The sequence below is a fragment of the Dactylosporangium sp. NBC_01737 genome, assembly GCF_035963215.1.
Classification (GTDB): Bacteria; Actinomycetota; Actinomycetes; order Mycobacteriales; family Micromonosporaceae; genus Dactylosporangium.
In genome coordinates, this window is sequence record NZ_CP109153.1 from 1112235 (window position 1) to 1135755 (window position 23521).

Annotated in this window: 20 protein-coding genes and 1 tRNA gene; 13 read left to right on the top strand and 8 right to left on the bottom strand. The window is 72.2% G+C overall.

Going from position 1 to position 23521, the window contains the following annotated elements; genetic code table 11:
* Window position 1: 1 nt before the first annotated feature.
* Genes OHA72_RS05050 through OHA72_RS05060 form a run of 3 tightly spaced genes read left to right on the top strand, consistent with a single transcriptional unit; the run spans window position 2 to window position 4790 of the window.
* The gene (locus OHA72_RS05050; protein WP_327006675.1) at window positions 2–1582 is read left to right on the top strand and encodes an acyl-CoA carboxylase subunit beta; all 1581 of its coding nucleotides are present in this window, start codon (window positions 2–4) and stop codon (window positions 1580–1582) included.
* Window positions 1583–1590: 8 nt separating this feature from the next.
* The gene (locus OHA72_RS05055; RefSeq protein WP_327006676.1) at window positions 1591–3612 is read left to right on the top strand and encodes an ATP-binding protein; all 2022 of its coding nucleotides are present in this window, start codon (window positions 1591–1593) and stop codon (window positions 3610–3612) included.
* A 17-nt stretch (window positions 3613–3629) separates the two neighbouring features.
* The gene (locus tag OHA72_RS05060) at window positions 3630–4790 is read left to right on the top strand and encodes an acyl-CoA dehydrogenase family protein (RefSeq protein ID WP_327006677.1); all 1161 of its coding nucleotides are present in this window, start codon (window positions 3630–3632) and stop codon (window positions 4788–4790) included.
* On the opposite strand, the gene OHA72_RS05065 is transcribed toward OHA72_RS05060, so the two are convergent.
* The 5 genes from OHA72_RS05065 to OHA72_RS05085 all read right to left on the bottom strand — a co-directional run bounded on the left by OHA72_RS05065 (window position 4784) and on the right by OHA72_RS05085 (window position 11526).
* Window positions 4784–6313, bottom strand: coding sequence for a serine/threonine-protein kinase (locus OHA72_RS05065; RefSeq protein ID WP_327006678.1), 1530 nt, complete (start codon window positions 6311–6313; stop codon window positions 4784–4786). The genes OHA72_RS05060 and OHA72_RS05065 overlap by 7 nt on opposite strands.
* A gap of 149 nt (window positions 6314–6462) precedes the next feature.
* The gene (locus tag OHA72_RS05070; RefSeq protein ID WP_327006679.1) at window positions 6463–10023 is read right to left on the bottom strand and encodes an adenylate/guanylate cyclase domain-containing protein; all 3561 of its coding nucleotides are present in this window, start codon (window positions 10021–10023) and stop codon (window positions 6463–6465) included.
* The gene (locus tag OHA72_RS05075; RefSeq protein ID WP_327006680.1) at window positions 10020–10805 is read right to left on the bottom strand and encodes an MBL fold metallo-hydrolase; all 786 of its coding nucleotides are present in this window, start codon (window positions 10803–10805) and stop codon (window positions 10020–10022) included. Before OHA72_RS05075 ends, OHA72_RS05070 begins: the two co-directional genes overlap by 4 nt.
* A 99-nt stretch (window positions 10806–10904) precedes the next feature.
* A complete protein-coding gene (locus tag OHA72_RS05080) occupies window positions 10905–11366 on the bottom strand; it encodes a RidA family protein (RefSeq protein ID WP_327006681.1) in 462 nt (153 codons plus the stop codon).
* Window position 11367: 1 nt separating this feature from the next.
* Window positions 11368–11526: a Sp36 family protein gene (locus OHA72_RS05085; protein WP_203848715.1), complete on the bottom strand. Its 159-nt coding sequence runs from the start codon at window positions 11524–11526 to the stop codon at window positions 11368–11370.
* 146 nt (window positions 11527–11672) lie between these two features.
* On the opposite strand from OHA72_RS05085, the gene OHA72_RS05090 reads away from it, so the two are divergent.
* The 3 genes from OHA72_RS05090 to OHA72_RS05100 all read left to right on the top strand — a co-directional run bounded on the left by OHA72_RS05090 (window position 11673) and on the right by OHA72_RS05100 (window position 14834).
* A complete protein-coding gene (locus tag OHA72_RS05090; protein ID WP_327006682.1) occupies window positions 11673–12668 on the top strand; it encodes an Rv0361 family membrane protein in 996 nt (331 codons plus the stop codon).
* 68 nt (window positions 12669–12736) lie between these two features.
* Complete coding sequence (locus OHA72_RS05095; protein ID WP_327011470.1) at window positions 12737–13687, top strand: ATPase BagA; 951 nt, start codon at window positions 12737–12739, stop codon at window positions 13685–13687.
* A gap of 28 nt (window positions 13688–13715) precedes the next feature.
* A complete protein-coding gene (locus OHA72_RS05100; RefSeq protein ID WP_327006683.1) occupies window positions 13716–14834 on the top strand; it encodes an ArsA family ATPase in 1119 nt (372 codons plus the stop codon).
* A 21-nt stretch (window positions 14835–14855) separates the two neighbouring features.
* On the opposite strand, the gene OHA72_RS05105 is transcribed toward OHA72_RS05100, so the two are convergent.
* Window positions 14856–15164: a WhiB family transcriptional regulator gene (locus OHA72_RS05105; protein WP_033363547.1), complete on the bottom strand. Its 309-nt coding sequence runs from the start codon at window positions 15162–15164 to the stop codon at window positions 14856–14858.
* A 432-nt stretch (window positions 15165–15596) separates the two neighbouring features.
* Here OHA72_RS05105 and OHA72_RS05110 point away from each other — a divergent pair, with 432 nt between their 5' ends.
* Window positions 15597–18038, top strand: coding sequence for a transglycosylase domain-containing protein (locus OHA72_RS05110; RefSeq protein ID WP_327006684.1), 2442 nt, complete (start codon window positions 15597–15599; stop codon window positions 18036–18038).
* 277 nt (window positions 18039–18315) lie between these two features.
* Here the strand turns inward: OHA72_RS05110 and OHA72_RS05115 are convergent, their stop codons facing one another.
* Window positions 18316–18768, bottom strand: a complete 453-nt coding sequence (locus tag OHA72_RS05115) for a GatB/YqeY domain-containing protein (protein ID WP_442788520.1) — start codon at window positions 18766–18768, stop codon at window positions 18316–18318.
* 65 nt (window positions 18769–18833) lie between these two features.
* Here OHA72_RS05115 and OHA72_RS05120 point away from each other — a divergent pair, with 65 nt between their 5' ends.
* From OHA72_RS05120 to OHA72_RS05135, 4 genes are all read left to right on the top strand, one after another.
* Entirely contained in the window at window positions 18834–19727 is an 894-nt protein-coding gene (locus OHA72_RS05120; protein ID WP_327006686.1) for a metallophosphoesterase, read from the top strand.
* Window positions 19724–20890, top strand: a complete 1167-nt coding sequence (locus OHA72_RS05125; protein WP_327006687.1) for an alpha/beta hydrolase family protein — start codon at window positions 19724–19726, stop codon at window positions 20888–20890. Before OHA72_RS05120 ends, OHA72_RS05125 begins: the two co-directional genes overlap by 4 nt.
* 61 nt (window positions 20891–20951) lie before the next feature.
* Window positions 20952–21025: transfer RNA gene (locus OHA72_RS05130), tRNA-Pro, on the top strand.
* A gap of 95 nt (window positions 21026–21120) precedes the next feature.
* A complete protein-coding gene (locus tag OHA72_RS05135; protein ID WP_327006688.1) occupies window positions 21121–21444 on the top strand; it encodes a hypothetical protein in 324 nt (107 codons plus the stop codon).
* Between the two features lie 103 nt (window positions 21445–21547).
* On the opposite strand, the gene OHA72_RS05140 is transcribed toward OHA72_RS05135, so the two are convergent.
* A complete protein-coding gene (locus OHA72_RS05140) occupies window positions 21548–22939 on the bottom strand; it encodes an FAD-binding oxidoreductase (protein ID WP_327006689.1) in 1392 nt (463 codons plus the stop codon).
* A 19-nt stretch (window positions 22940–22958) separates the two neighbouring features.
* Here OHA72_RS05140 and OHA72_RS05145 point away from each other — a divergent pair, with 19 nt between their 5' ends.
* Both OHA72_RS05145 and OHA72_RS05150 read left to right on the top strand, forming a co-directional pair.
* Window positions 22959–23249, top strand: coding sequence for a DUF4031 domain-containing protein (locus OHA72_RS05145; RefSeq protein WP_327006690.1), 291 nt, complete (start codon window positions 22959–22961; stop codon window positions 23247–23249).
* Between the two features lie 72 nt (window positions 23250–23321).
* Window positions 23322–23510 carry a (2Fe-2S)-binding protein gene (locus tag OHA72_RS05150; RefSeq protein ID WP_327006691.1) on the top strand — a complete coding sequence of 63 codons (189 nt, stop codon included), beginning with the start codon at window positions 23322–23324 and terminating at the stop codon, window positions 23508–23510.
* The last annotated feature ends 11 nt before the right edge of the window (window positions 23511–23521 follow it).

A 23521-nucleotide genomic window follows, 5' to 3' on the forward strand; every position in this document is an offset into this window, starting at 1 on the left:
CATGCCGATCCTGAACAGTGCCCTCGACCCGCGCGGGGCCGTCTACCTGGACAACCGGGAGGCGATGCTGGAGCGGCTGACCGAGCTGGAATCGGCGCTGCGACAGGCGCGCGGCGGCGGGGGCGAGAAGTACGTGACCCGCCATCACGCCCGCGGCAAGCTGCTGCCCCGCGAGCGGATCGAGCTGCTGGTCGACCGGGACTCGCCGTTCCTGGAGATCTGCCCGGTCGCCGCGTGGGGCACCGACTACCCGGTCGGCGCGAGCGTCGTCACCGGCATCGGCATCGTCGAGGGCCAGCCGTGCGTGATCGTGGCGAACGACCCGACGGTCCGCGGCGGCGCGGTCAACCCGTTCTCGCTGAAGAAGACCCAGCGGGCCGGCCAGATCGCCCGCGAGAACCGGCTGCCGATGATCAACCTGGTCGAGTCGGGCGGCGCGGACCTGCCGCAGCAGGCGGAGATCTTCATCCCCGGTGGGGCGGCGTTCCGCGACCTGACCCGGCTGTCGGCCGCGAGCATCCCGACGATCGCGGTGGTCTTCGGCAACGCGACGGCCGGCGGCGCGTACGTGCCGGGCATGTCGGACTACACGATCTTCGTGCGGGACCGGGCCAAGGTGTTCCTCGCGGGCCCGCCGCTGGTGAAGATGGCCACCGGCGAGACCGTCGACGACGAGACCCTGGGCGGCGCGGCGATGCACGCCACCCGCTCCGGCCTCGCCGACTACATCGCCGAGGACGAGCGTGACGCGCTGAGGCTCGCTCGCGGCTGTGTCCGGAATTTCGGAAAAGGCCTGGCGAAGACCTACGGTCCGGAGCCCAAGTACGACCCCGACGACCTGTTGGGAATCCCGTCAGCCGACCTGCGGGTCCCGTTCGACCCCCGCGAGATCCTCGCGAGAATCCTGGACAGCAGCGAGTTCGACGAGTTCAAGCCCGCCTACGGCCAGGCGCTGTGCACCGGCTGGGGCGCCATCCACGGCCACCGCATCGGGGTGCTCGCCAACACCCGCGGCGTGCTGTTCTCCGCGGAGGCGCAGAAGGCGGCCCAGTTCATCCAGCTCGCCAACGCCGCCGGCACGCCGCTGCTCTTCCTGCAGAACACGACCGGGTACATGGTCGGCAGCGAATACGAACAGGGCGGCATCATCAAGCACGGCGCGCTGATGATCAACGCGGTGGCGAACTCGAAGGTGCCGCACCTGACGGTCAACATCGGCGCCTCCTACGGCGCCGGCAACTACGGCATGTGCGGCCGCGCCTTCGAGCCGCGCTTCCTGTTCACGTGGCCGAACGCCAAGTCGGCGGTGATGGGGCCGCAGCAGCTGGCCGGGGTCCTGTCGATCGTCGCCAGGCAGGCCGCGGAGGCCAAGGGGCACGTCTACGACGAGGAGCAGGACCGCACCATGCGGTTCATGGTCGAGCACAAGGTCGAGCAGGAGTCGGCGGCGCTGTTCCTGTCCGGCCGCCTCTACGACGACGGCGTGATCGACCCCCGCGACACCCGCACCGTGCTCGGCATGTGCCTGGCGCTGGTGCAGAAGAACGCCCAGGACACCAGCTTCGGCGTCTTCCGACTCTAGGAGAGAACGTGATCAGAAGGCTCCTGGTCGCCAACCGGGGCGAGATCGCCAGGCGGGTGTTCGCCACCTGCCGGGCGATGGGCGTCGAGACGGTCGCCATCTACTCCGACTCCGACGCCGACGCGCCGCACGTCGCCGAGGCCGACTACGCCGTGCACCTGCCGGGCAACGCGCCGACCGCCACGTATCTGCGCGGCGACCTGCTCATCGCGGCCGCCCGCAAGTGCGGCGCGGACGCGGTGCACCCGGGCTACGGGTTCCTGTCGGAGAACGCCGACTTCGCGCGCGCCGTGATCGATGCCGGGCTCACCTGGGTCGGGCCGTCGCCGAAGGCGATCGCGATGATGGGCTCGAAGCTGGAGGCGAAGGCGCTGCTCGCCGACGTCGGCGTGCCGATGCTGCCGACCGCGGTCGAGCCCGAGCAGGTCGACACGTTCCCGGTGCTGGTGAAGGCGTCCGCCGGTGGCGGCGGCCGGGGCATGCGCATCGTGCGGGACCGGGAGTCCCTTGCCGAGGCTGTCGCGGCCGCGCGGCGCGAGGCGGCGTCGGCGTTCGGCGACGGGACCGTGTTCTGCGAGCGGTACGTCGAGCGGGCCCGCCACGTCGAGATCCAGATCATGGCCGACTCGCACGGCAACGTGGTGACGCTCGGCGAGCGGGAGTGCTCGATCCAGCGCCGGCACCAGAAGATCATCGAGGAGACGCCGTCGCCGGCGGTCGACCCGCAGCTGCGGGACCGGCTCTGCCAGGCGGCGATCGCGGCGGCCCGCGCGGTGTCCTATGTGGGCGCGGGCACGGTCGAGTTCCTCCTCGCGCCGTCGGGCGAGTTCTTCTTCCTGGAGATGAACACCCGGCTGCAGGTCGAGCACCCGGTCACCGAGTGCGTGGTCGGCGTCGACCTGGTGCGGCTGCAGCTGGTCGTCGCCGAGGGCGGTCCGCTGCCGTTCAACGGCCCGCCGCCGCTGCGCGGGCACGCCATCGAGGTCCGCCTGTACGCCGAGGACCCCGCGTACGCCTGGATGCCCTCGACCGGCACGCTGCACCGCTTCGACGTGCCGGGCGTCGCGCACGCGTTCGGCCCGCTGCCCGCGCCCGGGCTGCGCCTGGACTCCGGCGTCGTGGACGGCTCCGTCGTCGGCGTGCACTACGACCCGATGCTCGCCAAGCTCATCGCCTGGGCGCCGACCCGCGCCGAGGCGGCCAGGATGCTGTCCAACGCCCTGGCCCGGGCCCGCTTCCACGGCGTCACCACCAACCGGGACCTGCTGGTGCGGGTGCTGCGGCACTCGGCGTTCCTGTCCGGCGGGACCGACACCGGCTTCCTGGACCGGCACCCGGAGGTGTTCGCGCCGCTGCTGTCCTCCGTGGACGCGGTGCGCCTGTCGTGCCTGGCGGCCGCGCTGTCCGGCGCCGCCCGCAGGGCCAAGACGGCGACCCTGCCCGGTCTGCCCTCCGGCTGGCGAAACGTCCCCAGCGCGCTGCAGACGGTGGTGTACGAGGGCCCGACCGGCACGATCGAGGTCGGTTACCGGCTGGACCGCTCCAACGACCTGGCGGCCTGGGCGGTGCGCCGGGTCGACCCGGAGGACATCGGCCTGCCCGGCGCCGCGCTCGACCCGGCCGGCGCGCCCGACCACCCGCCGGCGGAGATCCTGTCGGCCACCGGCGACCACGTCGTGCTCGACGTCGCCGGGGTCCGGCTGCAGTTCGCCGTGCACGAGGTCGGCCCGGTGTCCTACGTGGACAGTTCCGAGGGGTCGGTGACCCTGACCGAGCTGCCCCGCTACCCGCTGCCGGTCGCCGAGCAGCCCGAGGGTTCCCTGGTCGCGCCGCTGCCCGGCGCCGTCGGGCGGGTCCTGGTCGTGCCCGGTCAGCGCGTCGCCGCGGGCGAGCTGCTGCTGACCGTGGAGGCGATGAAGCTCGAACACCCCGTCCACGCACCCACCGACGGTGTCATCAGCGACCTGCGGGTCACGGCCGGCTCACAGGTCGAGTCGGGAGCCCTGCTGGCGGTGCTGACGCCTGCTTGAGAAAGGTCCACCCCTCAATGGACTTTGACTACACATCGGAACAGCAGGACCTCCGCGACGCGGTGGCGAAGCTCGGCAAGCGCTACGGGCACGAGTACTTCGTGCGCAAGGCGAAGGCCGGCGAGCACTCCGACGAGCTGTGGGACGAGGCGGCCAAGCTCGGCTACCTCGGCGTCAGCGTGCCCGAGGAGTTCGGCGGCGGCGGTGGCGGCATCACGGAGCTCGCCATCGTCTGCGAGGAGCTGGCCGCGGCCGGCGCGCCGCTGCTGCTGCTGGTCGTGTCGCCCGCCATCGCGGCGACGATCGTCAACCGGCACGGCACGCCCGCGCAGCGGGCCCGCTGGCTGCCCGGCTTCGCCGACGGCACCCGCAAGGTGTGCTTCGCCATCACCGAGCCCGACGCCGGATCCAACTTCCACAAGCTGTCCACCGTGGCCCGGCGGGACGGCGACGACTACGTCATCACCGGGCGCAAGGTGTACATCTCCGGCGTCGACGAATGTTCGCAGGTCGTCGTGGTGGCACGGATGGCCGACGAGCGCACGGGCAAGCTGAAGCCGGCGCTGTTCATGGTGCCCACCGACGCGCCCGGGCTGACACTGTCCAAACTGGACATGGAGATCGTGTCGCCGGAGAACCAGTTCCTGCTCTTCTTCGACGAGGTCCGCGTACCCGCCGCCGACCTGATCGGCGAGGACCCCGAGGCCGGCCTGCCCGCGCTGTTCTCCGGCCTGAACCCGGAGCGGATCACGGTCGCCGCCATGGCGTGCGGGACCGCCCGGTATGCCCTCGAACGCGCGTCGACCTACACCGCGACCCGCTCCGTGTGGGGCCGGCCGATCGGCAGCCACCAGGGCGTCGCGCACCCCATGGCGCACGCGCACATCCAGGTCGAGCTGGCCCGGCTGATGGTGGCGAAGGCGGCGGCGCTCTACGACGCCGGCCGGGACCTGGAGGCGGGCGTCAACGCGAACATGGCGAAGTACGCGTCGGCGGAGGCGTCGGCGCTCGCCGTGGACACCGCGATCCAGGCGCACGGCGGCAACGGCATGACCACCGAGTACGGCGTCGCGACGCTGCTGGGCGCGACCCGGGCCGGCCGGATCGCGCCGGTGTCGCGCGAGATGATCCTCAACTTCGTCGCCCAGCACCTGATGGGCCAGGAGAAGTCCTACTGACGGCGCAGCTGCTGGCCGGTGACCGTCTTCGGCGGATTACCGGCCAGGCAGCGGAAGACCGTGGGACCGGCCTGCTGCTCTGACAGCGTCGGCAGGATGACGTCGACCTTCCAGTTCACCGCCCGCAGGTCCACCAGCAGCAGCGTCGTGAAACTGCACACCTCGTCGACCGGGCTGTCCTTGGCGGTCTTCACCTGACTGCCCTTGGCCAGGTCACCGTAGGCGAACACCTCCCACGTGTGCGCCGCGGCGCAGCCCACCGCCTTGAGGTCGGCGTCGAAGCACTCGACCGTCTGCGAGCAGCGGGCCGCCTTCGACGTGCCGGGCGGGCACGCGACCGCGCCGGCGGTGCGGGTCGGGGACGGCGTGGAGGAGCCGGTCGGTCCCGGCGACTTCGTGGGGCCGGGTCCGGGGCCGCCGCTGAGGTTGTACGCGATGCCGGCGCCCGCCAGTGCCATCACGAGCAGCAGCACGGCGCCCACGATCAGCACGAACCGGCGGGCGCCCGGCGGGGGCGTCGGCGTGTCCAGGACCACCCCGTCCGGGGGTCCGACCGGCGGCGGGCCGCCGCCCAGCCACGGCGCCTCCGCCGCGTGCTGCACGGTCCGATCGGGGTCCTCGCCGACCATGAACGGGGACTCCAGGAGCCGGTCCGGCGGCGGGGGCGGGGTCGGTGGTGCCTTCGAGGTGTAGACCGGCTCGACCGGCGGCGAGCCGAGCGGCGGCACGGTCACCCGCGGCGACGGCTCCAGCCGCAGGCCGATCAGCAGGTCGCGCAGCTCGATCGCGCTCGGCCGGGCGGCCTCCTCGTTGGCCATGCCGGCCCGCAGGACCGCCATCAGACTCTCGGGGCAGCCGGGCAGGTCGGGGATCTGCTCGTTGAACATGTCGACCAGCGACAGCAGGCTCGGCGCCTGGTCGTCCCGCCAGCGCGGCGGGCGCCCCCGCATCAGCGCGTACAGCGTGGCGCACAGTGCGTACACGTCGGCGGCGGCGGCCGGCGGTGACTGCCGGAACGTCTCCGGCGGCGCGTAGGCCGGGGTGAGCGTGTCGAGGGTCATCGACTCGTCGCGCCACTCGGCGAGGATGGCCAGGCCGAAGTCGGCCAGGGCCGGCTCACCGAACCGGCTGAAGAGGATGTTGGCCGGCTTGACGTCGCGGTGCAGCACGCCGAGCGCGTGGGCGTCGGCGAGCGCGTCGGCGATCTTGAACCCGACATCGCGGGCCTCGATCGCGGTGAGCGGCGAGTCCTTCATCCGCTCGGCGTAGGAGCCGTCGCACAGCTCCATGATCAGATACGGGTGGCCGAGCTCGGTCACGCCCGCGTCGAACAGGTCGACGACGTGCGGGTGGCTGGACATCCGGCCGGCGGCGCGGGCCTCGCGCAGGAACCGCCGGCGGTCGCGGTCGGTCTCCAGGGTCCGGTTCTCGACCTTGACGGCGACCTCCCGGCCGACCGATTCCTGGGTGGCCCGGTAGACCGTCGCGTAGCCGCCACGCGCAAAGACGGATAACCCGGTCATCCCGGGCACCGTCGGCAGGGGTGCGGCTGCGGTCACGGCTAAGACGGTACGACAGCAGCCGGATATTCGCCTTCACGCATCGGCTGTTTCTGCTGTTTCGAGCCTCACGGCAGGTCATATCAGATCCGGCGCGAGAGCCCCTCGGCAGCTCAGGGCGTGGCGGCCGCCGTCGTCAGGGCCGCGGTCACGACGGCGGCCTCGTCGCACTGGCCGTTGGCCTCGAGGGCGTCGGCGAGGATCCGGGCCGCGTAGATCCGGCTGCGGACGTCCTCGCCGGCGAGCGTCTGCGCCTGCCGGGCCCAGTCGAGGGCCTCGACGTGCCGGCCCGCGGCGAGCAGCGCGCCCGCGTAGGCGGCGACCGCGTGCCGGCGGGAGAACATCACCGACGGGCCGGGACGGTCGGCGGCCACGCAGCCGAGCATCTCCAGGGCCGTCTCCAGGTCGCCCTGTGCCTGGCGGGCCAGGCCGAACAGCACCCGGGGCGCGACCTTCGCCGCTTCGAGCACGTCGTGGGTCTCCACGACCTGCAGCACCGCGCGGGCGTCGTCCTCGGCGGCGTCGGCGTCCCCGCGGTCGAGGCTGACGAACCCGCGCATGGTCCGTGACATGCCGATCAGCAGCGGATGGCCGGTCTTCTCGCCGTACTCGGTGGCGTCGGTGAGCAGGTCGTAGGCGTGCGCGGGCTCGGCCAGCTCGCGGGCCACGACGCCGCGGACCACCAGCGCGAGGCCGCGACCCCAGTCGTCACCGGCGGCGGCGAAGTCCCGGTACGCCCGGCGCGCCTCCCGGTCCGCGTCGGCCAGGTCGCCGCTCTCCGCGGCCGCGAACGCCTCGACCGCGCGCAGCGTGCCGACGGCCCATGCGTCGCCGACCCGCTCGCCGAAGGGCAGGAACGCCTTCGCCAGGCGCCTGGCCTCGCCGAGCCGTCCGGCGAGGAGCCGGACGAAGGCGGTGGTGCCGCGCAGCCAGGCCCGGCCGACGGGGTCGCCGAGCTCGGCGAAGCGGCGGGCCGCCCGGCCGAGGGCCGCGTCGGCGCCGGTGAAGTCGCCGCGGGTGGTGGTGACCCAGGCCAGGTGCTGCAGCGACCAGGCCTGCGCCCGCCGGTCGCCGGCGCTGACCGCGATCTGGAACGACTCGGCGAAGCGCCCGCCGGCCTCGGCGAGGCGGCCTTCGAGGAAGTCGGCCATGCCGAGCCGGCGCATGGCGTCGCCACGCTCATAGGTGAGGCGGGCCTCGGTCGCGGCGTCCAGGGCCTCGCTCAGGGTCTGGTAGCTGCGGCGCTGGTCGCCGGAGGCGCGGTAGGCGCGGCCGGCGACGAGGAGGGCGCCGACCCGCACCGCCGGGTCGTCCGGTGCGTTGGCGGTGATCTTCTCGGCGCCGGCGAGGGCCTCGGGCACCCGTCCGAGCTGCAGCAGCGCCCGCGCGTGGACGAGCCGGTCGCCGGGTGGCACGACGCCGCCGCCGAGCGCCGCGGCCCGCTCGGCCGCCTGCGCGGCCTGGGCGGGCTCGCCGGTCGAGAGCGCCTCGCGGGCGGCCCGGCCGAGCGCCTGCACGCCGAGCGGCGCGGCGGAGCGGGCGAGGGAGTCGGGGCGCAGGCCGACGACGTCGGCGAGCCGGGAGGCCCGCTCGGCGTGGTCGGCGATGAACGCGTCGGCGGCGCCGGCGGTCATGTTGAGGCCGGTGACCGTGCCGGCGACGTTGCCGGCGGCCTGGTGCGTGGCCATCGCCGCGGCGGCCCAGCGCGACAGCGCCGCGTGGCGTTCGGCGAGGTCGGCCTTGCCGATGCCGGCATACGCGGCCTCGCGCAGCAGCGGCGTGGCGAACGCGAACCCGCCGCGGGCGCGGCGCAGCATGCGCCGCTGGAGCAGCTCCTCCACGGCGCGCTCCAGCTCGACCGCGGCGACGACGGCGGGCCGTGCCGACTGGCCGGGCGGGTTGAACCGCAGCGCCTCGAGGGCCCGGCCCGGCACGGTGTCGCCGATGACCGCGGCGTCACGCAGCACGGCGCGGGTGTCGGCGGGCAGGGCGTCGATGCGGGCGGCGAGGACCGCGGCGAGGTCACGCGACAGCAGCCGGCCGCCGAGGGACCCGGGCGTCAGCCGCCAGCCGGTGGGGTCGCTGCCGGGCACGGTGCTCAGCGCGCCGCGCTCCTGCAGCAGCGTGACCAGCTCCGCGAGGTAGAACGGGTTGCCCTGGGCGGTGGCCAGCAACCGGTCCTCATCGGGTGCCGCGAGTCTCCCGCCGCCGAGGTACGCGGTGAGCAGGCGCGCCGCGTCGGCGCCGCGCAGCGGCGGGATCGGCACCAGCTCGGCGTCCGGGACGCGGGTCAGGACACCGGCGGAGCGGACCAGCTCGGGCCGGCCGAGCAGCACGATGAGCACCGGGCCGGTGATCCGCTCGATGGCGGCGCCGAGCGCGTCGACGGTCTCGGCGGTGGCGTCGTGCAGGTCGTCGACGATGACGACGAGGGGCGTCTCCGCCGCCATCCCGGACAGCAGCTCCGCGACCGCGTTGGGCACGGCGTGCAGGTCGAGCTCGTCGGGCTTGGCGCCGGGCGCGACCCAGGACGCCTCGGCGGACGAGCCGGAGTAGCCGATCAGGCTCAGCAGCAGGTCGGTGGCGAAGCGGGGCGGCTCGGGCCGGCCACGGGCGGCGCGGGCCAGCCGCTGGGCGAGGCGGCGCAGCCGCTCCTCGACCGCCTCGCGGGTGAGGTTGGTGGCGTCCGGCGGCAGGCCGATCGCGGCGCGGACCAGGTCCGCGAGGGGTGCCAGCCGGCGGCGCTCGCCGAACGCGGCGCAGTGCACGGACAGCACCCGGGCGCCGCCGCCGGGGGCGAACCCGGCGCTGGGCGTGTAGCCGGCGCCACCGAGGTAGCCGGCGGCGAAGCGCTCGATCTCGCCGGCGAGCCGGGACTTGCCCAGCCCGGCCTCGCCGGTGAAGACCAGCACGCGGGTCTCCTGCCGGTCGGCGATCTCGGCGAGCCGGCCGGAGACGCGGCCCAGCTCCGCCTCGCGGCCGACGAACGGTGCCTCGTCGCCGAGGCCCGAGCGGGTGCCGGGGGCGTCGAGCAGGCCGAGCAGCTCGTACGCCTCGACCGGCTGGCGTTTGCCCTTGAGCCGCAGCGGCCGCAGCGCGCGCCAGGAGGCGAGCCGCCGGGTGGTGGCGGCGGTGCGGTCGCCCGCGTAGACCGCGCCGATCGCGGCGGCGTCGGCGAGGCGGGCCGCGGTGTTCACGGTGTCGCCGATGACGGTGTATTCGATGCCGGCCTGGACGCCCGCGACGACGGTGCCGGTGTTGAGTCCGATGCGCAGCCCGAGGGGGGCGCCGCCGCCGCGCTCGTCGTCGAGCACCCGGCGCACCGCCCGCTGCATGGACAGCGCCGCGCGGACTGCCCGCTCGGCGTCGTCCTCGTGCGCGACCGGGGCGCCGAAGACGGCCATGATGCCGTCGCCGGTGAGCTTGTCGACGTGGCCGCCGAAGGTCTTGACCGCGCCGGCCAGCGCGGCGAGCACCCGGTCGGTGACGGCGCCGACGCGTTCTGGGTCGAGATCCTCCGACCAGGCGGTGAAGTCGGACAGGTCGCCGAACAGCACCGTCACGATCCGCCGCTCGGCGGCCGGGAGGGTGGCGGCGGCAGGCAGCGCCGAGCCGCAATGGTGGCAGAACCGCGCACCGGGAACGGCCACGGTCCCACACACCGAACACGTCACGTTGCGTCCAACCCTAAGGGGGGTGGCTGTGATTCCCGCCTCAGGTAGGCAAGTTGTGCGCGCACCGACCACTCGGCCGCTTCCCACAGGCTGCGGTCCACGTCGGCGTAGACCCGGGCCACGACCTCGGCCGGCTCCTCGGCGCCCGCGGCGAGCGCCTCGCGGACCTGCTCCAGCCGTGCCTGGCGGTGCTGGTGGTAGAAGCGGGCGGCGACGGCGGTGTCGGTGAGCGCCGGGCCGTGGCCCGGCAGGGCTGGCACGCCCTCGAACGCGGCAAGCCGGCCGAGGCTGTCCAGGTAGTCGCCGAGGTCGCCGTCGGGCCAGGCGACGATCGTGGTGCCGCGGCCGAGGATGGTGTCGCCGGTCAGGAGCAGCCGCTGGTCACCGTGCCTGGCGGCGAAGCAGACCGAGTCGGCGGTGTGTCCGGGCGTGATGACCGGCTCGATCAGCACCCCGTCGACCTCGAGCGTCGCGTGTACCGGCGGCTGGTGCACCGGCGCGCCGGTGAGCTCAGCGAGACGCGGCACACCTTCCGTGTGGTCCTCATGACTGTGGGTGAGGATGATGGCGGCAATCGGCGCGTGCCCGGCGACCGCCCGCAGGTGGCCCTCATCCAGGGGGCCCGGGTCGACCACGACGCAGCCGCCACCTGGCGCCCGCAGGAGCCAGGTGTTGGTGCCGTCGAGCGTCATGGGACCCGGGTTGGGCGCGCGGACCAGCGTCACCCAGTCGGGCAACGACGTGAGGACCTCGGCGGTCGGGGCGGTGACGTGGCTTACCACGAAGAGATCGTACGGCGGGCCGGTTCACTCGACACGTCACCCGACCGGCTACCGGACCCGCGTAACGACCCGCTTCGTGGCTGTCGCCGCAGCCTGCCTTCAGCCGACCTCGAAAATCGCCTCGACCTCGACCGGGGTGTTCAGCGGCAGGGCGGAGACGCCGACCGCGCTGCGGGCGTGCCTGCCCGCCTCGCCGAAAACCTCGCCGAACAGCTCGCTGGCGCCGTTGACGACGGCCGGCTGGCCGGTGAAGCCCGGCGCCGACGCGACGAACCCGACGATCTTGACCACCTGGACGACCTTGTCGAGGCCGACCAGGGCGTGCACGGCCCCGAGGGCATTGAGCCCGGCCTGGCGGGCGAGGTCCTTGGCCTGCTCGGGGGTCACGTCCTCGCCGACCAGGCCGGCGGCGGGGAGCTTGCCGTCGATCATCGGCAGCTGGCCCGAGACGTAGACGTAGTTACCGGTCCGCAGGGCCGGCACGTAGGCGGCGACCGGCGGCACCACCGGCGGGATCGTCAGCCCGAGCTCGTCCAGCCGGGCGAACACCTCACTACCCATGTCAGCCGGCCTTCGGCCGCTTGAAGTAGGCGACCAGGTTCTCCGGGTTGAGGCCGGGCACGATCGCCACCAGCTCCCAGCCGTCGTCGCCGAAGTTGTCGAGGATCAGCTTCGTGTTGTGGACCAGCAGGGGTGCGGTCAGGTACTCCCATTTCTGCATGATGCGAGACTATCGGTCGCCTGTTGCGCACCGACCGAATCGGGTCCCCCAATGGATGCATGCGGCGGCTACCCTAAGGGCCGCGCCGCACGGGTCCCGGGAGCCGGACCGCCGGCGGACCCGGCCGTCGCACACGAGGTGGAGACATGACACAACCGCCCCAGTACCCAGGGCAGCCCGAGTACCAGGGCCAGCCAGGTGACCCCTACGCCGTGCCGGGACAACCACCGCAGGCACCTCCGGGGCAGGGCTGGCCGCCGGCGCCGGCCGTGCAGGACCCGTTCGCACCGCCCACCTCGGCGCCGCCGACGTCCGGTCCTCCGACGTCCGGCCAGCCGTATGCGGTGCCGATCCAGCCGCCGTTCCCGCAGGCGCAGTATCCGCAGCAGCCCGACCCGACGCAGTATGGGCAGCAGCCGCAGTACGGGCAGCCGGACCCCTCGCAGTATCCGCAGCAGGGCTACCCGCAGCAGCCGCAGCAGTATCCGCCGACGGGCGCGTTCCCGACCGGGCCGCAGCCGACCGGGCAGTTCCCGACCGGGCCGATGCAGCAGCCGACCAGCGGGTTCCCGGGGCAGCCCACCAGCGGATTCCCGGGCCAGCCCACCAGCGGGTTCCCCGGCCAGCCGACCAGCGGCTTCCCGGCCGACCCGTATGCGGGTGGCTACCAGCCCGGCTATCAGCAGCCGCAGCCGCCCAAGAAGCGCGGCCTGATGATCACGCTGATCGTCCTGGCGGTCGTCCTCGTCCTGTGCGGTGGCGGCGGCGCGGCGGCGTATTTCATCACCCAGGGCAACCAGGGCAAGGGCCAGCCGACCGCGCTCGAGGCGGTCAACGGCTTCCTCAAGGCCGTCTACAAGGACAAGAACACCACCGAGGCGCTCAAGTACGTGTGCGCGTCCTCGCGCAACAAGGAGAAGCTGGCGGCGCGGGTCGACGAGATCCGCAAGTATGACGCCGGCCTGAGCAGCCCGACCTACACGTGGCCGGCGCCGACGGTGGAGAAGCAGGACACCTCCTCGGCGACGCTGCTGGTCCCGATCAAGGTCGCCACGAGTGACGAGAAGGTCGCGGAGACGAAGTACAAGTTCCTCGCGACGAACGACAACGGCTGGTGGGTGTGCGAGATCACTGCCGCGTAGTCATGGACGGCGCCCTGTAGCGTCGAGGGGTGACAACGCGCGAGTCTCAGGACGGGCGGGGCGGCCGGGTGGGAAGCCTGGGCTGGCCCGCCCGTCTTCATGTCGTCACCGGCAAGGGCGGCACCGGCAAGACCACGGTCGCCGGTGCGCTCGCCCTGGCGCTCGCCCGGGACGGCAGGCGCACGCTGCTGATCGAGGTCGAGGCGCGGCAGGGCATCGCGCAGCTCTTCGACCGCGACCCGCTGCCGTATCAGGAGCTGCGGATCGCGGCGGCGAGCGGCGGCGGCGAGGTCCGCGCGCTGGCCGTCGACGCCGAAGAGGCGCTCCTGGAATACCTGGAGATGTTCTACCGGCTCGGCGTGGCGGGCCGGGCGCTGCGCAAGGTCGGCGCCGTCGACTTCGCCACGACGGTCGCGCCGGGACTGCGCGACGTCCTGCTGACCGGCAAGATCAAGGAGGCGGTGACGCGCACCACCGACGGCCGCCGGGTCTACGACGCGGTCGTGCTCGACGCGCCGCCGACCGGCCGCATCGGCCGGTTTCTCAACGTCACCGCGGAGACGGCGCGCCTGGCGAAGGTCGGCCCGATCAAGACCCAGAGCGAGGGCGTGGCGGCGATCCTGCGCTCGCCGATGACCGCGGTGCACGTGGTCACCCTCCTGGAGGAGATGCCGGTCCAGGAGACCGCCGACGCGATCGAAGAGCTCACCAGACTGGGCATCCCGATCGGCACGGTGATCGTCAACGCGACCCGGCCGCCCGTGCTGGCCGGCGCGAAGGTGACCCAGGCGGACCTGCGCCGCGGCCTGACCGCGGCCGGGCTCACCGCCGACAAGGAGACCCTCGCGGGCCTGGCCGGCGAGGCGAAGGCATACCAGACCAGGATCGCCGCCGAGGCGTCCCTGCGGGCCGACCTGCAGGGTCTCGGCAGGCCGGTGGTGGAGCTGCCGGTGCTGCCGGGCGGCGTCACCCCGCAGGCGCTGGAGTCGCTCGGTGATCTGTTGCTCACCTCGGCTTGAGCGAGCACCGAACGGATACGCTCGCTAGGTGGGGACTCCCAAGCTCGACGTCGACGCGATCCTCGCCGACCCGGCGATCCGCATCGTCGTCTGCTGCGGCTCCGGTGGCGTCGGCAAGACCACGACCGCGGCGGCGCTCGCGGTGCGTGCCGCCGAGCGGCACGGCCGGCGCACGGTGGTGCTCACCATCGACCCGGCCCGCCGACTCGCGCAGGCGCTGGGCCTGACCGAACTGGACAACACGCCACGGCTGGTCAAGGGCCTGCAGCCGGACTCCGCCGAGCTCCAGGCCATGATGCTGGACATGAAGCGGACCTTCGACGAGGTCGTGCTGGAGCACACCGACCCGAAGCGGGCCGAGGAGATCTTCACCAACCCCTTCTACCAGGCCATGAGCTCGACGTTCTCCGGCACGCAGGAATACATGGCGATGGAGAAGCTCGGCCAGCTGCGGGCCCGCGAGGAGTGGGACCTGATCGTGGTTGACACGCCGCCGTCGCGCTCCGCGCTGGACTTCCTGGACGCGCCGGCCCGGCTGTCGCGGTTCCTCGACGGCAAGATGCTGCGGCTGCTGCTGGCTCCGGCCCGGGCCGGGGGGCGCAGCGTGTTCAACCTCGTGTCTGCCTCGTTCGGCCTGTTCAGCCGGACCGTCACGAAGATCCTCGGGGCGCAGCTGCTGACCGACCTGTCGGGTTTCGTCGGCGCCCTGGACTCGATGTTCGGCGGGTTCCGGGAGCGCGCCGAGCAGACCTACCGGGTGCTGCAGGCGCCGGAGACGGCGTTCCTGGTGGTGGCGGCCCCCGAGCCGGACGCGGTCCGCGAGGCGGTCTACTTCGCCGGGCGGCTCGCCGCCGACCGGATGCCGCTGGCGGGGCTGGTGCTCAACAGGGTCGTGTCGGTGCCCGCGGACCTGCCGGCCGGCGAGGCCCGGGCCGCCGCGGACCGGCTCGACGAGCTGGGTGGTCATCAGGCGACGGCGGAGGTGCTGCGGGTCCATGCCGAGCTCGCCGACCAGCGGGACCGGCAGGCGGCAGTCTCCGGCCGGTTCCTGCGCGCCCATCCCGGTGTGCCGGTCGTGAAGATCCCGGCGCAGCCCGCCGACGTCCATGACCTCGACGGGCTGCGCGCAATCGGAAGCACCTTCTAGCGGACCTGCCCGACCGGTGCCTCAGCCGGTCGGAACGAGCTCCTTGGGCGCGTCCTTCTCGTTACGATCCATGGCGGCTTCGAACATCTTGCGCCAGCTGGGCACCTGCGGGTGACGGCGCAGCAACGCACGGCGCTCGCGCTCGGTCATGCCGCCCCAGACTCCGAACTCGATCCGGTTGTCGAGGGCGTCCGCCAGGCATTCGTACCGCACGGGGCAGCTCCGGCAGATTCGCTTCGCCACGTTCTGCTCGGCACCCTGGACGAACAGAGCGTCCGGGTCGCCATTGCGACACGCGGCGATGCTGGGCCAGTCGACGACCATGCTCATATTTCCTCTTCCCCCCTTGGACTCCCCCCGGGTCCATCCGCCGTGCTTGCCCCAGCGAATAGCACCCAAACCACGTCCCCCCATGGCATTTGGATGCTGTTCGCCGGGCTACCCGGCGCGACGGCAGGGTCCCCGGCCACGGGAACCCCGAGAGGAGCTTTCCGGAACATCATGCTCTGTAGTCGTCCAGTTACGCAACGTTGTTGCACCAGGTTAACCGCCACTTTGGCGATCCACCAAAGGGTGGAGCGTGGTACCACAGCGTCACGACCGGGTGTGATTTGCCCAAAATGCCTGCACTCCCGTGATCCGTGTATCAGACTCGGCTACGGGTCAACCTCACGCCCGGTGTCACGCGTCTAGGACAACGAGGACGCCAGCATCTGGACGCGGCCTCATGACGTCGTCACGTAGTCTGAGGAAGTGACCTGGATGCGCAAACGCGAACACGGCCTGCTGCCCAATGCAGCATCGCTCCTGCTGTGTGGGCTGCTCGCGGGCTTGGTGGTCGCTGCGGCCGCATTCCCCGCGGTCGCAATGTCGGGCCTCGCCGCAAAGGCCGGCGCCGACACGTTCGAAAACCTGCCGACGGACATCGACGTGCTTCCGTCGCCGCAGATCAGTTATGTCTACGCATCCGACGGCAAGACCCTGCTGGCGATGATGTACGACGAGAACCGGCGAGACGTCCCGCTGACCGACGTCGCGGACGTCATGCGCAAGGCGATCGTCGCCGCGGAGGACAACCGCTTCTACGAGCACCGTGGTGTCGACGTGAAGGGTGTGGCCCGCGCGTTCGTGGCCAACCAGAACGCCGGCGGCCAGACGGAGCAGGGCGCCTCGACGCTGACGATGCAATACGTGCGTCAGGCGATCTCCTACTCGGCGAAGACGCCGCAGGACGTCGTGGACGCCACGGACAAGACGCCGACACGCAAGCTGCGCGAGATGAAGTACGCGATCGACCTGGAGAAGAAGCTCAACAAGGACCAGATCCTGGAGCGGTATCTCAACATCGCCGCGTACGGTCACGGCGCCTACGGCATCTTCGCCGCGTCGCACGTCTACTTCGAGAAGGACCCGAAGGACCTGACGCTGCCCGAGGCGGCGCTCATCGCCGGCCTGGTGAAGGCGCCCGGCACGAGCGACCCGGCGACCACCGACGGCCTGCCCCGCGCCCTGGAGCGGCAGAAGTACGTGCTGAACCAGATGGTCGCGATGAAGTACATCTCCCAGCAGCAGGCCGACGAGGCCGCCGCCGTGAAGCTCAACATCATCGGCAAGCGCACGCCCGAGGGCTGCGAGTCGGTGCAGAAGCCGGAGCTGGGCGCCGGCTTCTACTGCGACTACCTGCGCCGCTGGTGGATGGACCAGAAGATCTTCGGCGAGGACCAGTACCAGCGCGCCAACCGGCTCCGCGCCGGCGGCTACACGGTCATCTCCTCGCTCGACGTCGCCACGCAGACCGCGGCGGCCAAGTACGCGCAGGACCAGCCGAACGTCGGCAAGAACGAGAAGATCCGGATCGGCAACCAGAACGCGGTGATGCTTGCCGCGGTCGAACCGGGCACCGGGCGGGTCACCGCGATCGCGACGAACCGCGTGTTCAGCAACGACAACTCCCACAACGGGGGGAACACCAACCCCGACAAGCGGGGGCAGAAAGGCAACTACCCCAACACCACGGTGCCGATCATCACCGGTGACAAGGACATCCCCGGCTACCAGGCAGGGTCGACGTTCAAGATGTTCACCGCGGTGGCGGCGCTGGAGGCGGGCCTGCCCCTCGCCACGACGATCAACACCGAAAAGCAGTTCCAGTCGACGTTCAGGGTCGAACCGGGCAGCCCGGCGTCCTGCAACGGCCCCTGGTACTGCCCGAAGAACGCCGGTGGCCAGTCCGGCCCGTACAACATGTGGACCGCCTTCGGCAGCTCCATCAACACATTCTTCGTGCCGCTGGAGCAGCAGGTCGGCGCCGACAAGGTCGTCGACGTGGCGAAGCGGCTGGGCATCCAGTTCAACGCCGCCGAGGACGCCAAGTACGCCGCCAACCCGAAGGGCTGGGGCGCCTTCACCCTCGGCGTCAGCGCCACCACGCCGTTGCAGCTGGCCAACGCCTACGGCACGCTCGCCGCGGACGGCCTGTACTGCGACCCGACCCCGATCCTCGAGGTCCGTGACAACAACGGCAAGAAGGTCGACGGGCTCGACCCGAAGTGCAAGCAGGTCGTCGACAAGGAGGTCGCACGCGCGGCCGTCGACATGGCCCGCTGCCCGGTCGGTGACCAGTCCGCGACCGGCAAGTGCGGCGGCGCGACCGCGGGGTACGCCCGCAAGTACGTCGGCCGCCCGCTCGCCGGCAAGTCCGGCACCACCGACTCGGAGAAGAGCGCCACGTTCGTCGCCATGACGAAGCAGCTCGCGGTCGGCGGCTTCCTCACCGACCCCGACTGGCCCGAGACGAACAAGGACATGAAGCACCCGCAGATCAACTACGCCACCCTTGGCACGCTCAAGGACGGCCTGGCCGGTAAGCCGGTGGTCCCGTTCGTCGCGCCCACCAAGGACAAGTCGATGGGCAAGCTGGTCGAGATCCCGTCGGTCAAGTGCGCGCCGGTCGACCAGGCCAAGAGCCGGATCACCCGCGCCGGGTTCACCGTGACGGTCTCCCCCGCGCAGATCGCCTCGACCTGCCCGGCGGGCACGGTCGCGCGGACCGAGCCGGGCGGTGCCACGGTGAAGGGCGGTCCGGTCTCGCTGATCATCAGCAAGGGTCCGGGCGCGCCTGCCCCGCCGTACCTCGGCACCGACCCCGGGACCGGCGACGGCGTCCGCGACGACACGGGGTGCCCGCTGCCCTGGGTCTGCTGACCCGCACGGCACACAACGAAACGGCGGCCGTCCCGGACATCCGGGGCGGCCGCCGTCGTGCTGTCGGGCTAAGGCGTGTTTGGTCAGTGGGGTCGGTGCGAGGCGAGGCCCAGGCGTCGGCTGGGGCCGCGCCGGGCGCGCCGGGACACCGGTGTTGTATCCGGGTGTGACCGGCGTGGCTCCAGCGCCTGGGCTGGGCCGGTCCGGCGCAGCGCGCCGGACCAGCCTGGGCGAGGCGTTGGGTCCGCCGCAGCCCGGCATCCACTTACCAAACGCCTTAGCCCTTCGCGAGCTGGGCGCGGACCAGAGCGGCCACCCGGCCGCCCTCGGCACGGCCGGCGACCGCGGCCTGGGCGGCCTTCATCGCCTGCCCCATGCTCGCCATCCCGCTCAGCCCCGCCGCGGCGAGCGCGTCGCGGACGATGCCGGCGAGCTCGTCCTCGGAGAGCTGGGCCGGCAGGTAACCGGTGAGCACCTCCTCCTCGGCCCGCTCCTTCGCCGCCTGGGCCTCACGCCCGGCACCGGCGAAGGCCTCGGCGGCCTCGCGGCGCTTCTTCGCCTCCTTGGTGAGCACCGAGAGGATCTCCTCGTCGGACAGCTCGCGGGCGGCCTTGCCGGCGACCTCGGCGTTGCGCACCGCGGTGATCGCCATCCGCAGGGTCGAGGTCACCAACTCGTCGCGGGCCTTCATCGCCTCGCGCAAGTCGGACTCCAGACGCTCCTTCAACATGAGCAAAGTCTATCCGCGGGTGGCTCGGCCAAATTCTGTTGTAAAACCACCGGTACGCTTTGCTGATGCGCTCGAAGACTGTCCGGCGGCTCGTCGTCGGGACCGCCGCGGCCGGTGCCGCCACTTTTGCCTACGCGTCGCTCGTCGAGCGCAACATGTTCACCCTGCGCAGATTCGACGTGCCGGTGCTCGGCCCGGACGCCGAGCCGCTGCGGATCCTGCACCTGAGCGACTTCCACCTCACCCCGGGCCAGCACCGCAAGCAGCGCTGGATCGCGGAGCTCGCCGGCACCGACCCGGACCTGGTCATCGTCACCGGCGACAACATGGCCCACGTCGACGCCGCGCCGGCGGTCGTGCGGGCGCTGACGCCGCTGCTGGACCGGCCCGGTGCCTTCGTGTTCGGCAGCAACGACTACCGCGGTCCGGTGCTGAAGAACCCGTTCGGGTATTTCAACCGTGACAAGCCCTACGTGCAGGGCGCCGTGCTGCCCACCGAGGAGCTGCGCGACGTGCTCACCGGCTCCGGCTGGGCCGACCTCAACAACGCCCGCACCACGGTCAAGGCGGGCGGCCGCACCGTCGAGCTGGTCGGCGTCGACGACCCGCACGTCGGCCGCGACGACTACGACAGCGTCGCCGGCCCCGCCTCACCCGACGTCGACGTGCGCATCGGCCTCACCCACTCCCCCGAGCCGCGGATCCTGGACCGTATGGCCGACGACGGCTTCGACCTGCTGCTGGCCGGTCACACCCACGGCGGCCAGGTCGCGGTGCCGTTCTTCGGGGCGCTCGTCACCAACTGCGGCCTCGACCGGCGCATGGCGAAGGGGCTGCACCGCTGGCCGTTCTCCTCGGCCTACCTGCATGTCTCCGCCGGCCTCGGCACGCACCCGACCGCGCCGGTCCGGTTCGCCTGCCCGCCGGAGGCGTCGATCCTGACCCTCGTGCCGCGATGACCGCCGCGCCTGCTCCTGCCGCCCTGGCACCGGTTGCCGCCAGCAAGTGGCCGCGCAGGGCCGCGTATGCGGGCGTGGCGGGCGCCGCCGGGCTCGCCGTGCTGCTGCCGACCGGCACGGCCGGCGCCGGCTGGTTCCTCGCCGGACAGGTCCTCAACGTCAACGCCGTGCGGGCCTACCCGGTCCGGGTCCGCGCATACGCGGGCAACCGGGTCACCCTGACCCGCACCCCCGACACGGCCCGCTCGATGCCGCTCGCCTTCGTCTGGTCCTCGGGCCACGCCGTGCTCGGCCCCGTCATCGCCATGGACCGCACCAGCGTGACCCGCGAGATCACCACACTCACCCGCGGCACCCTGACGAGCGGGCTCAAGGGGTACACCACCGGCTATGTCTATGAAGGCGACCCTTTGTCGGCACGGGGCCTGCCCTTCGAGGAGGTGCTCGTCCCGGCCGAGCTCGGCGACTGCCCCGCATGGCTGGTCCCGCCGACCGGCGGCCCCGCCGACGACACCTGGATCATCGCGGTCCACGGCCGGGGTGCGCCGCGTGGTGAGGCCCTGCGCATCCTGCCCACCCTCGCCGCGTCAGGGCACAACACCCTCGTCGTCACCTATCGCAACGACCCCGAGGCGTTCCCCAGCCCCGACGCCCGCTTCCACCTCGGCCACACCGAGTGGCGCGACGTGCTGTCCGCGATCGACTACGCCCGGGCCGCCGGCGCCCGCCAGGTCGTCCTGTACGGCTGGTCCATGGGCGGCGCCGCCATCCTCAACCTCCTGCGCTCGTGGGAGCACGGCGGTTTCGTGTGCGGCATCGTCCTGGACTGCCCCGTCGTCGACTGGACCGCCACCCTGCGGATGAACGCCCGCCAGCTCAACGTCCCGCCGCTGTGGACCTGGACCGCCCTCAAGCTGATCCAGCACCGCCTCGGCGTGCGCGCCGGCGACCTCGACTACCGCGACGTGCCCCTCGACGTGCCGACCCTGCTGTACGTCGACCACGACGACCGCACCGTCGCCCCGCAGCCGGCCGTCGCCCTGGCCGCGGCCTCCCCGTCCGTCCAGCTCGTCGAGACCCGCGAGGCCGGTCACTGCCGCAGCTGGAACCTCGACCCGGACGCCTACGAGTCGACCGTGAGCACCTTCCTCAAGTCCCTCTGACGCCACAGGGGATACCGAGTTGGAGCGCTGCCGGGCGTGGGCTACGATTACCCGGCACGCTCGGGGTATAGCGCAGCTTGGTAGCGCGCTTCGTTCGGGACGAAGAGGCCGTCGGTTCAAATCCGGCTACCCCGACAGCGTCCAGGGCCGGTCTTCCACACGGAGGACCGGCCCTGATCCATTTCGGGCACGCCTGCCGCCAGGCGCGCCTTCACCGAGAGGCACCCCGGATGACCGCCAGCTTCCACCCTCAGCCGTATCCGCTGTACGCCGTGACGATCGAGAAGGTGGAAAACCCTGCCCGGTTCCAGCTCACGGAGGAGCCGGTCCGCCTCGTGATCGGCTGGCGCGCCGACGAGCAGGGCGACGTGACCCCGCTGCTGGCAGGTGGCAGCCCCGGCGGCAGCCTGTGGACAGGCCCCGTGTTCTACGAGGAGACCCGCGACCGCGCCGAGGAGACCGCCCGTCAGGTCGCCAAGGGCGACCGGTCCGCCGTCCGCGGCGCCCGCGTGGTCGAAGCCGCCGCCTGGATCGACCGCAACACGGAGGCGTAGCGGGCCGACCGACGGTGACGCCGCCCACCGCCACCACAGGTGCGCCGGGGAGATGGACTTCGCCTGCGGCGGGCGGGTGCGGGCGACCGGTTCGAGGCGGCGGCTAGAAGATCTTGCCGGGGTTGAGGATGTTGTCGGGGTCCAGGGCGGCCTTGATGGAGCGGTGGGCCTTCAGGCCCGTGGGGCCGATCTCGCGGGCCAGCCAGTCGCGCTTGAGCAGGCCGACGCCGTGTTCGCCGGTGGAGGTGCCGCCGAGGGAGAGGCCGAGGGACATGATGGCGTCGAAGACCTTCTGGCCGCGGGCGAGGCTGGTGGGGTCGGCGCGGTCGATGACGATGATCGGGTGGAGGTTGCCGTCGCCGGCGTGGCCGACGGTGGCCACGACCACGCCGTGGGTGGAGGCGATGCCTTCGATGCCTTCGATGAGGTCGACCAGGCGGGTGCGGGGCACGGCGACGTCGTCGACCATGATGCCGCCGCCGTTGGGGAAGAGCTGCGCGGCGAACTGCTCCATCGCGGGGTGGGCGAGGCGGCGGGCGGCGAGCAGGGCCTCGGCCTCGGTGGCGTCGGTGGCGGCGTGGATGTCGGTGGCCTGGGCCTGCCGGCAGAGTGCGGCGATCGCGGCGAGGTCGTCCGGCGCTCTGGTGCCGGAGTCGACGGCGGCGATGAGCAGGGCTGCGGCGTCCGTGGGCAGGCCCATGGGGCGGAACGCCTCGATGGCGCTGAGGGTGACGCGGTCGATGACCTCGAGCATGCTCGGCTGCATGCCGGCGGTGATGATCGACTCGACGGCGGCGCCGGCCGCGGGGAGTGTGTCGAAGACGGCGACGAGGGTGAGTGAGGCGGCCGGCGCGGGGCGCAGCTTGACCGTGATCTCGGTGATGACGCCGAGGGTGCCTTCGGAGCCGACGAAGAGGCTGGTCAGGTCGTAGCCGGCGACGCCCTTCGCGGTGCGGCGGCCGCAGTTGAGGACCTCGCCGCTGGCGAGGACGACCTCCAGGCCGATGACGTGGTCGCTGGTGACGCCGTATTTGACGCAGCACATGCCGCCGGCGTCGGTGGAGACGTTGCCGCCGATGGTGGACTGCTCCCAGGAGCCGGGGTCGGGCGGGTAGTAGAGGTCCTTCTTGGCCACGGCGCGGCGCAGCTGGGCGTTGACGACGCCGGGCTGGACGACGGCGACGCGGTTGGCGGCGTCGATGTCGATGATCTCGTTCATGGCGACCAGGGACAGCACGATGGCGCCGTCGATGGCGTTGGCGCCGCCGGCGAGGCCGGAGCGGGCGCCCTGCGGGATGACGGGGACGCGGTGGCGGCTCGCGGCGCGGAGGACGGCGGAGACCTGGCCGGTGGTCCGGGGACGGACGACGACCTGCGGGGTGCCGTACGCGCACAGATCGGCTTCGTCGTGCTCATACGATCGCAGGAGGTCCGGGTCGGTGAGCACACCGCCCTCGTGGGGCACTGCGGCGCGAAGCTCGTGGATGAGATCCATATTTGGCAGGCTAATAGGCGTGCTCTACATCGACACGCCGCGGTGGCCGGCGCACGGCCGGCTCTGGGCCCATCTGATCAGTGATGCCTCGGTGACGGAGCTGCACGTGTTCGCGGAGTTGCTGGGTGTGCCCCGGCGCGGGTTCGAGCGGGATCATTACGACGTGCCCGCGGAAGTCGCTCGGCGAGCCATCTGGCTGGGTGCGACCCGCGTGACCGGCAAGGAGATCGTGGCGCGCCTGAAAGCTGCCGGCCTGCGTCGCCCACGGCATTTGTCTGCGGCAAGCGTCACATCCAGAACAGTGAAATAGCTGCTCAGGGCTTGTCTTCGCGGTCAACTTAGGCGACCCTTGCTTAGGTAAGGCTAAGCGAGGAGCACAATCGTGTATGTCTGCATCTGCGCCCGGGTACGGGAGTGCGAGATCCGGCGGGTCATCCGCGCCGGTGCGCACAGCGAGGACGCCGTGGGCGACGAGTGCGGGGCCGGCACCGGCTGCGGCACCTGCCTCGATCGGGTGGCCGACCTCATCGAGGCCGAGGCGCCAAATGCGGTAATGCCCGCTTTGGCCTAGAAAAGCGGCTA

What these genes read in the sequence shown, in the direction of transcription:
- OHA72_RS05120 (WP_327006686.1), top strand. Translation starts at nt 18,834, where the DNA reads ATGCGCTCGAAGACTGTCCGGCGGCTCGTCGTCGGGACCGCCGCGGCC.
- OHA72_RS05140 (WP_327006689.1), bottom strand. Translation starts at nt 22,939, where the DNA reads ATGGATCTCATCCACGAGCTTCGCGCCGCAGTGCCCCACGAGGGCGGT.
- OHA72_RS05115 (WP_442788520.1), bottom strand. Translation starts at nt 18,768, where the DNA reads ATGTTGAAGGAGCGTCTGGAGTCCGACTTGCGCGAGGCGATGAAGGCC.
- OHA72_RS05105 (WP_033363547.1), bottom strand. Translation starts at nt 15,164, where the DNA reads ATGAGCATGGTCGTCGACTGGCCCAGCATCGCCGCGTGTCGCAATGGC.
- OHA72_RS05090 (WP_327006682.1), top strand. Translation starts at nt 11,673, where the DNA reads ATGACACAACCGCCCCAGTACCCAGGGCAGCCCGAGTACCAGGGCCAG.
- OHA72_RS05110 (WP_327006684.1), top strand. Translation starts at nt 15,597, where the DNA reads ATGCGCAAACGCGAACACGGCCTGCTGCCCAATGCAGCATCGCTCCTG.
- OHA72_RS05080 (WP_327006681.1), bottom strand. Translation starts at nt 11,366, where the DNA reads ATGGGTAGTGAGGTGTTCGCCCGGCTGGACGAGCTCGGGCTGACGATC.
- OHA72_RS05125 (WP_327006687.1), top strand. Translation starts at nt 19,724, where the DNA reads ATGACCGCCGCGCCTGCTCCTGCCGCCCTGGCACCGGTTGCCGCCAGC.
- OHA72_RS05060 (WP_327006677.1), top strand. Translation starts at nt 3,630, where the DNA reads ATGGACTTTGACTACACATCGGAACAGCAGGACCTCCGCGACGCGGTG.
- OHA72_RS05050 (WP_327006675.1), top strand. Translation starts at nt 2, where the DNA reads ATGCCGATCCTGAACAGTGCCCTCGACCCGCGCGGGGCCGTCTACCTG.
- OHA72_RS05085 (WP_203848715.1), bottom strand. Translation starts at nt 11,526, where the DNA reads ATGCAGAAATGGGAGTACCTGACCGCACCCCTGCTGGTCCACAACACG.
- OHA72_RS05065 (WP_327006678.1), bottom strand. Translation starts at nt 6,313, where the DNA reads ATGACCGGGTTATCCGTCTTTGCGCGTGGCGGCTACGCGACGGTCTAC.
- OHA72_RS05135 (WP_327006688.1), top strand. Translation starts at nt 21,121, where the DNA reads ATGACCGCCAGCTTCCACCCTCAGCCGTATCCGCTGTACGCCGTGACG.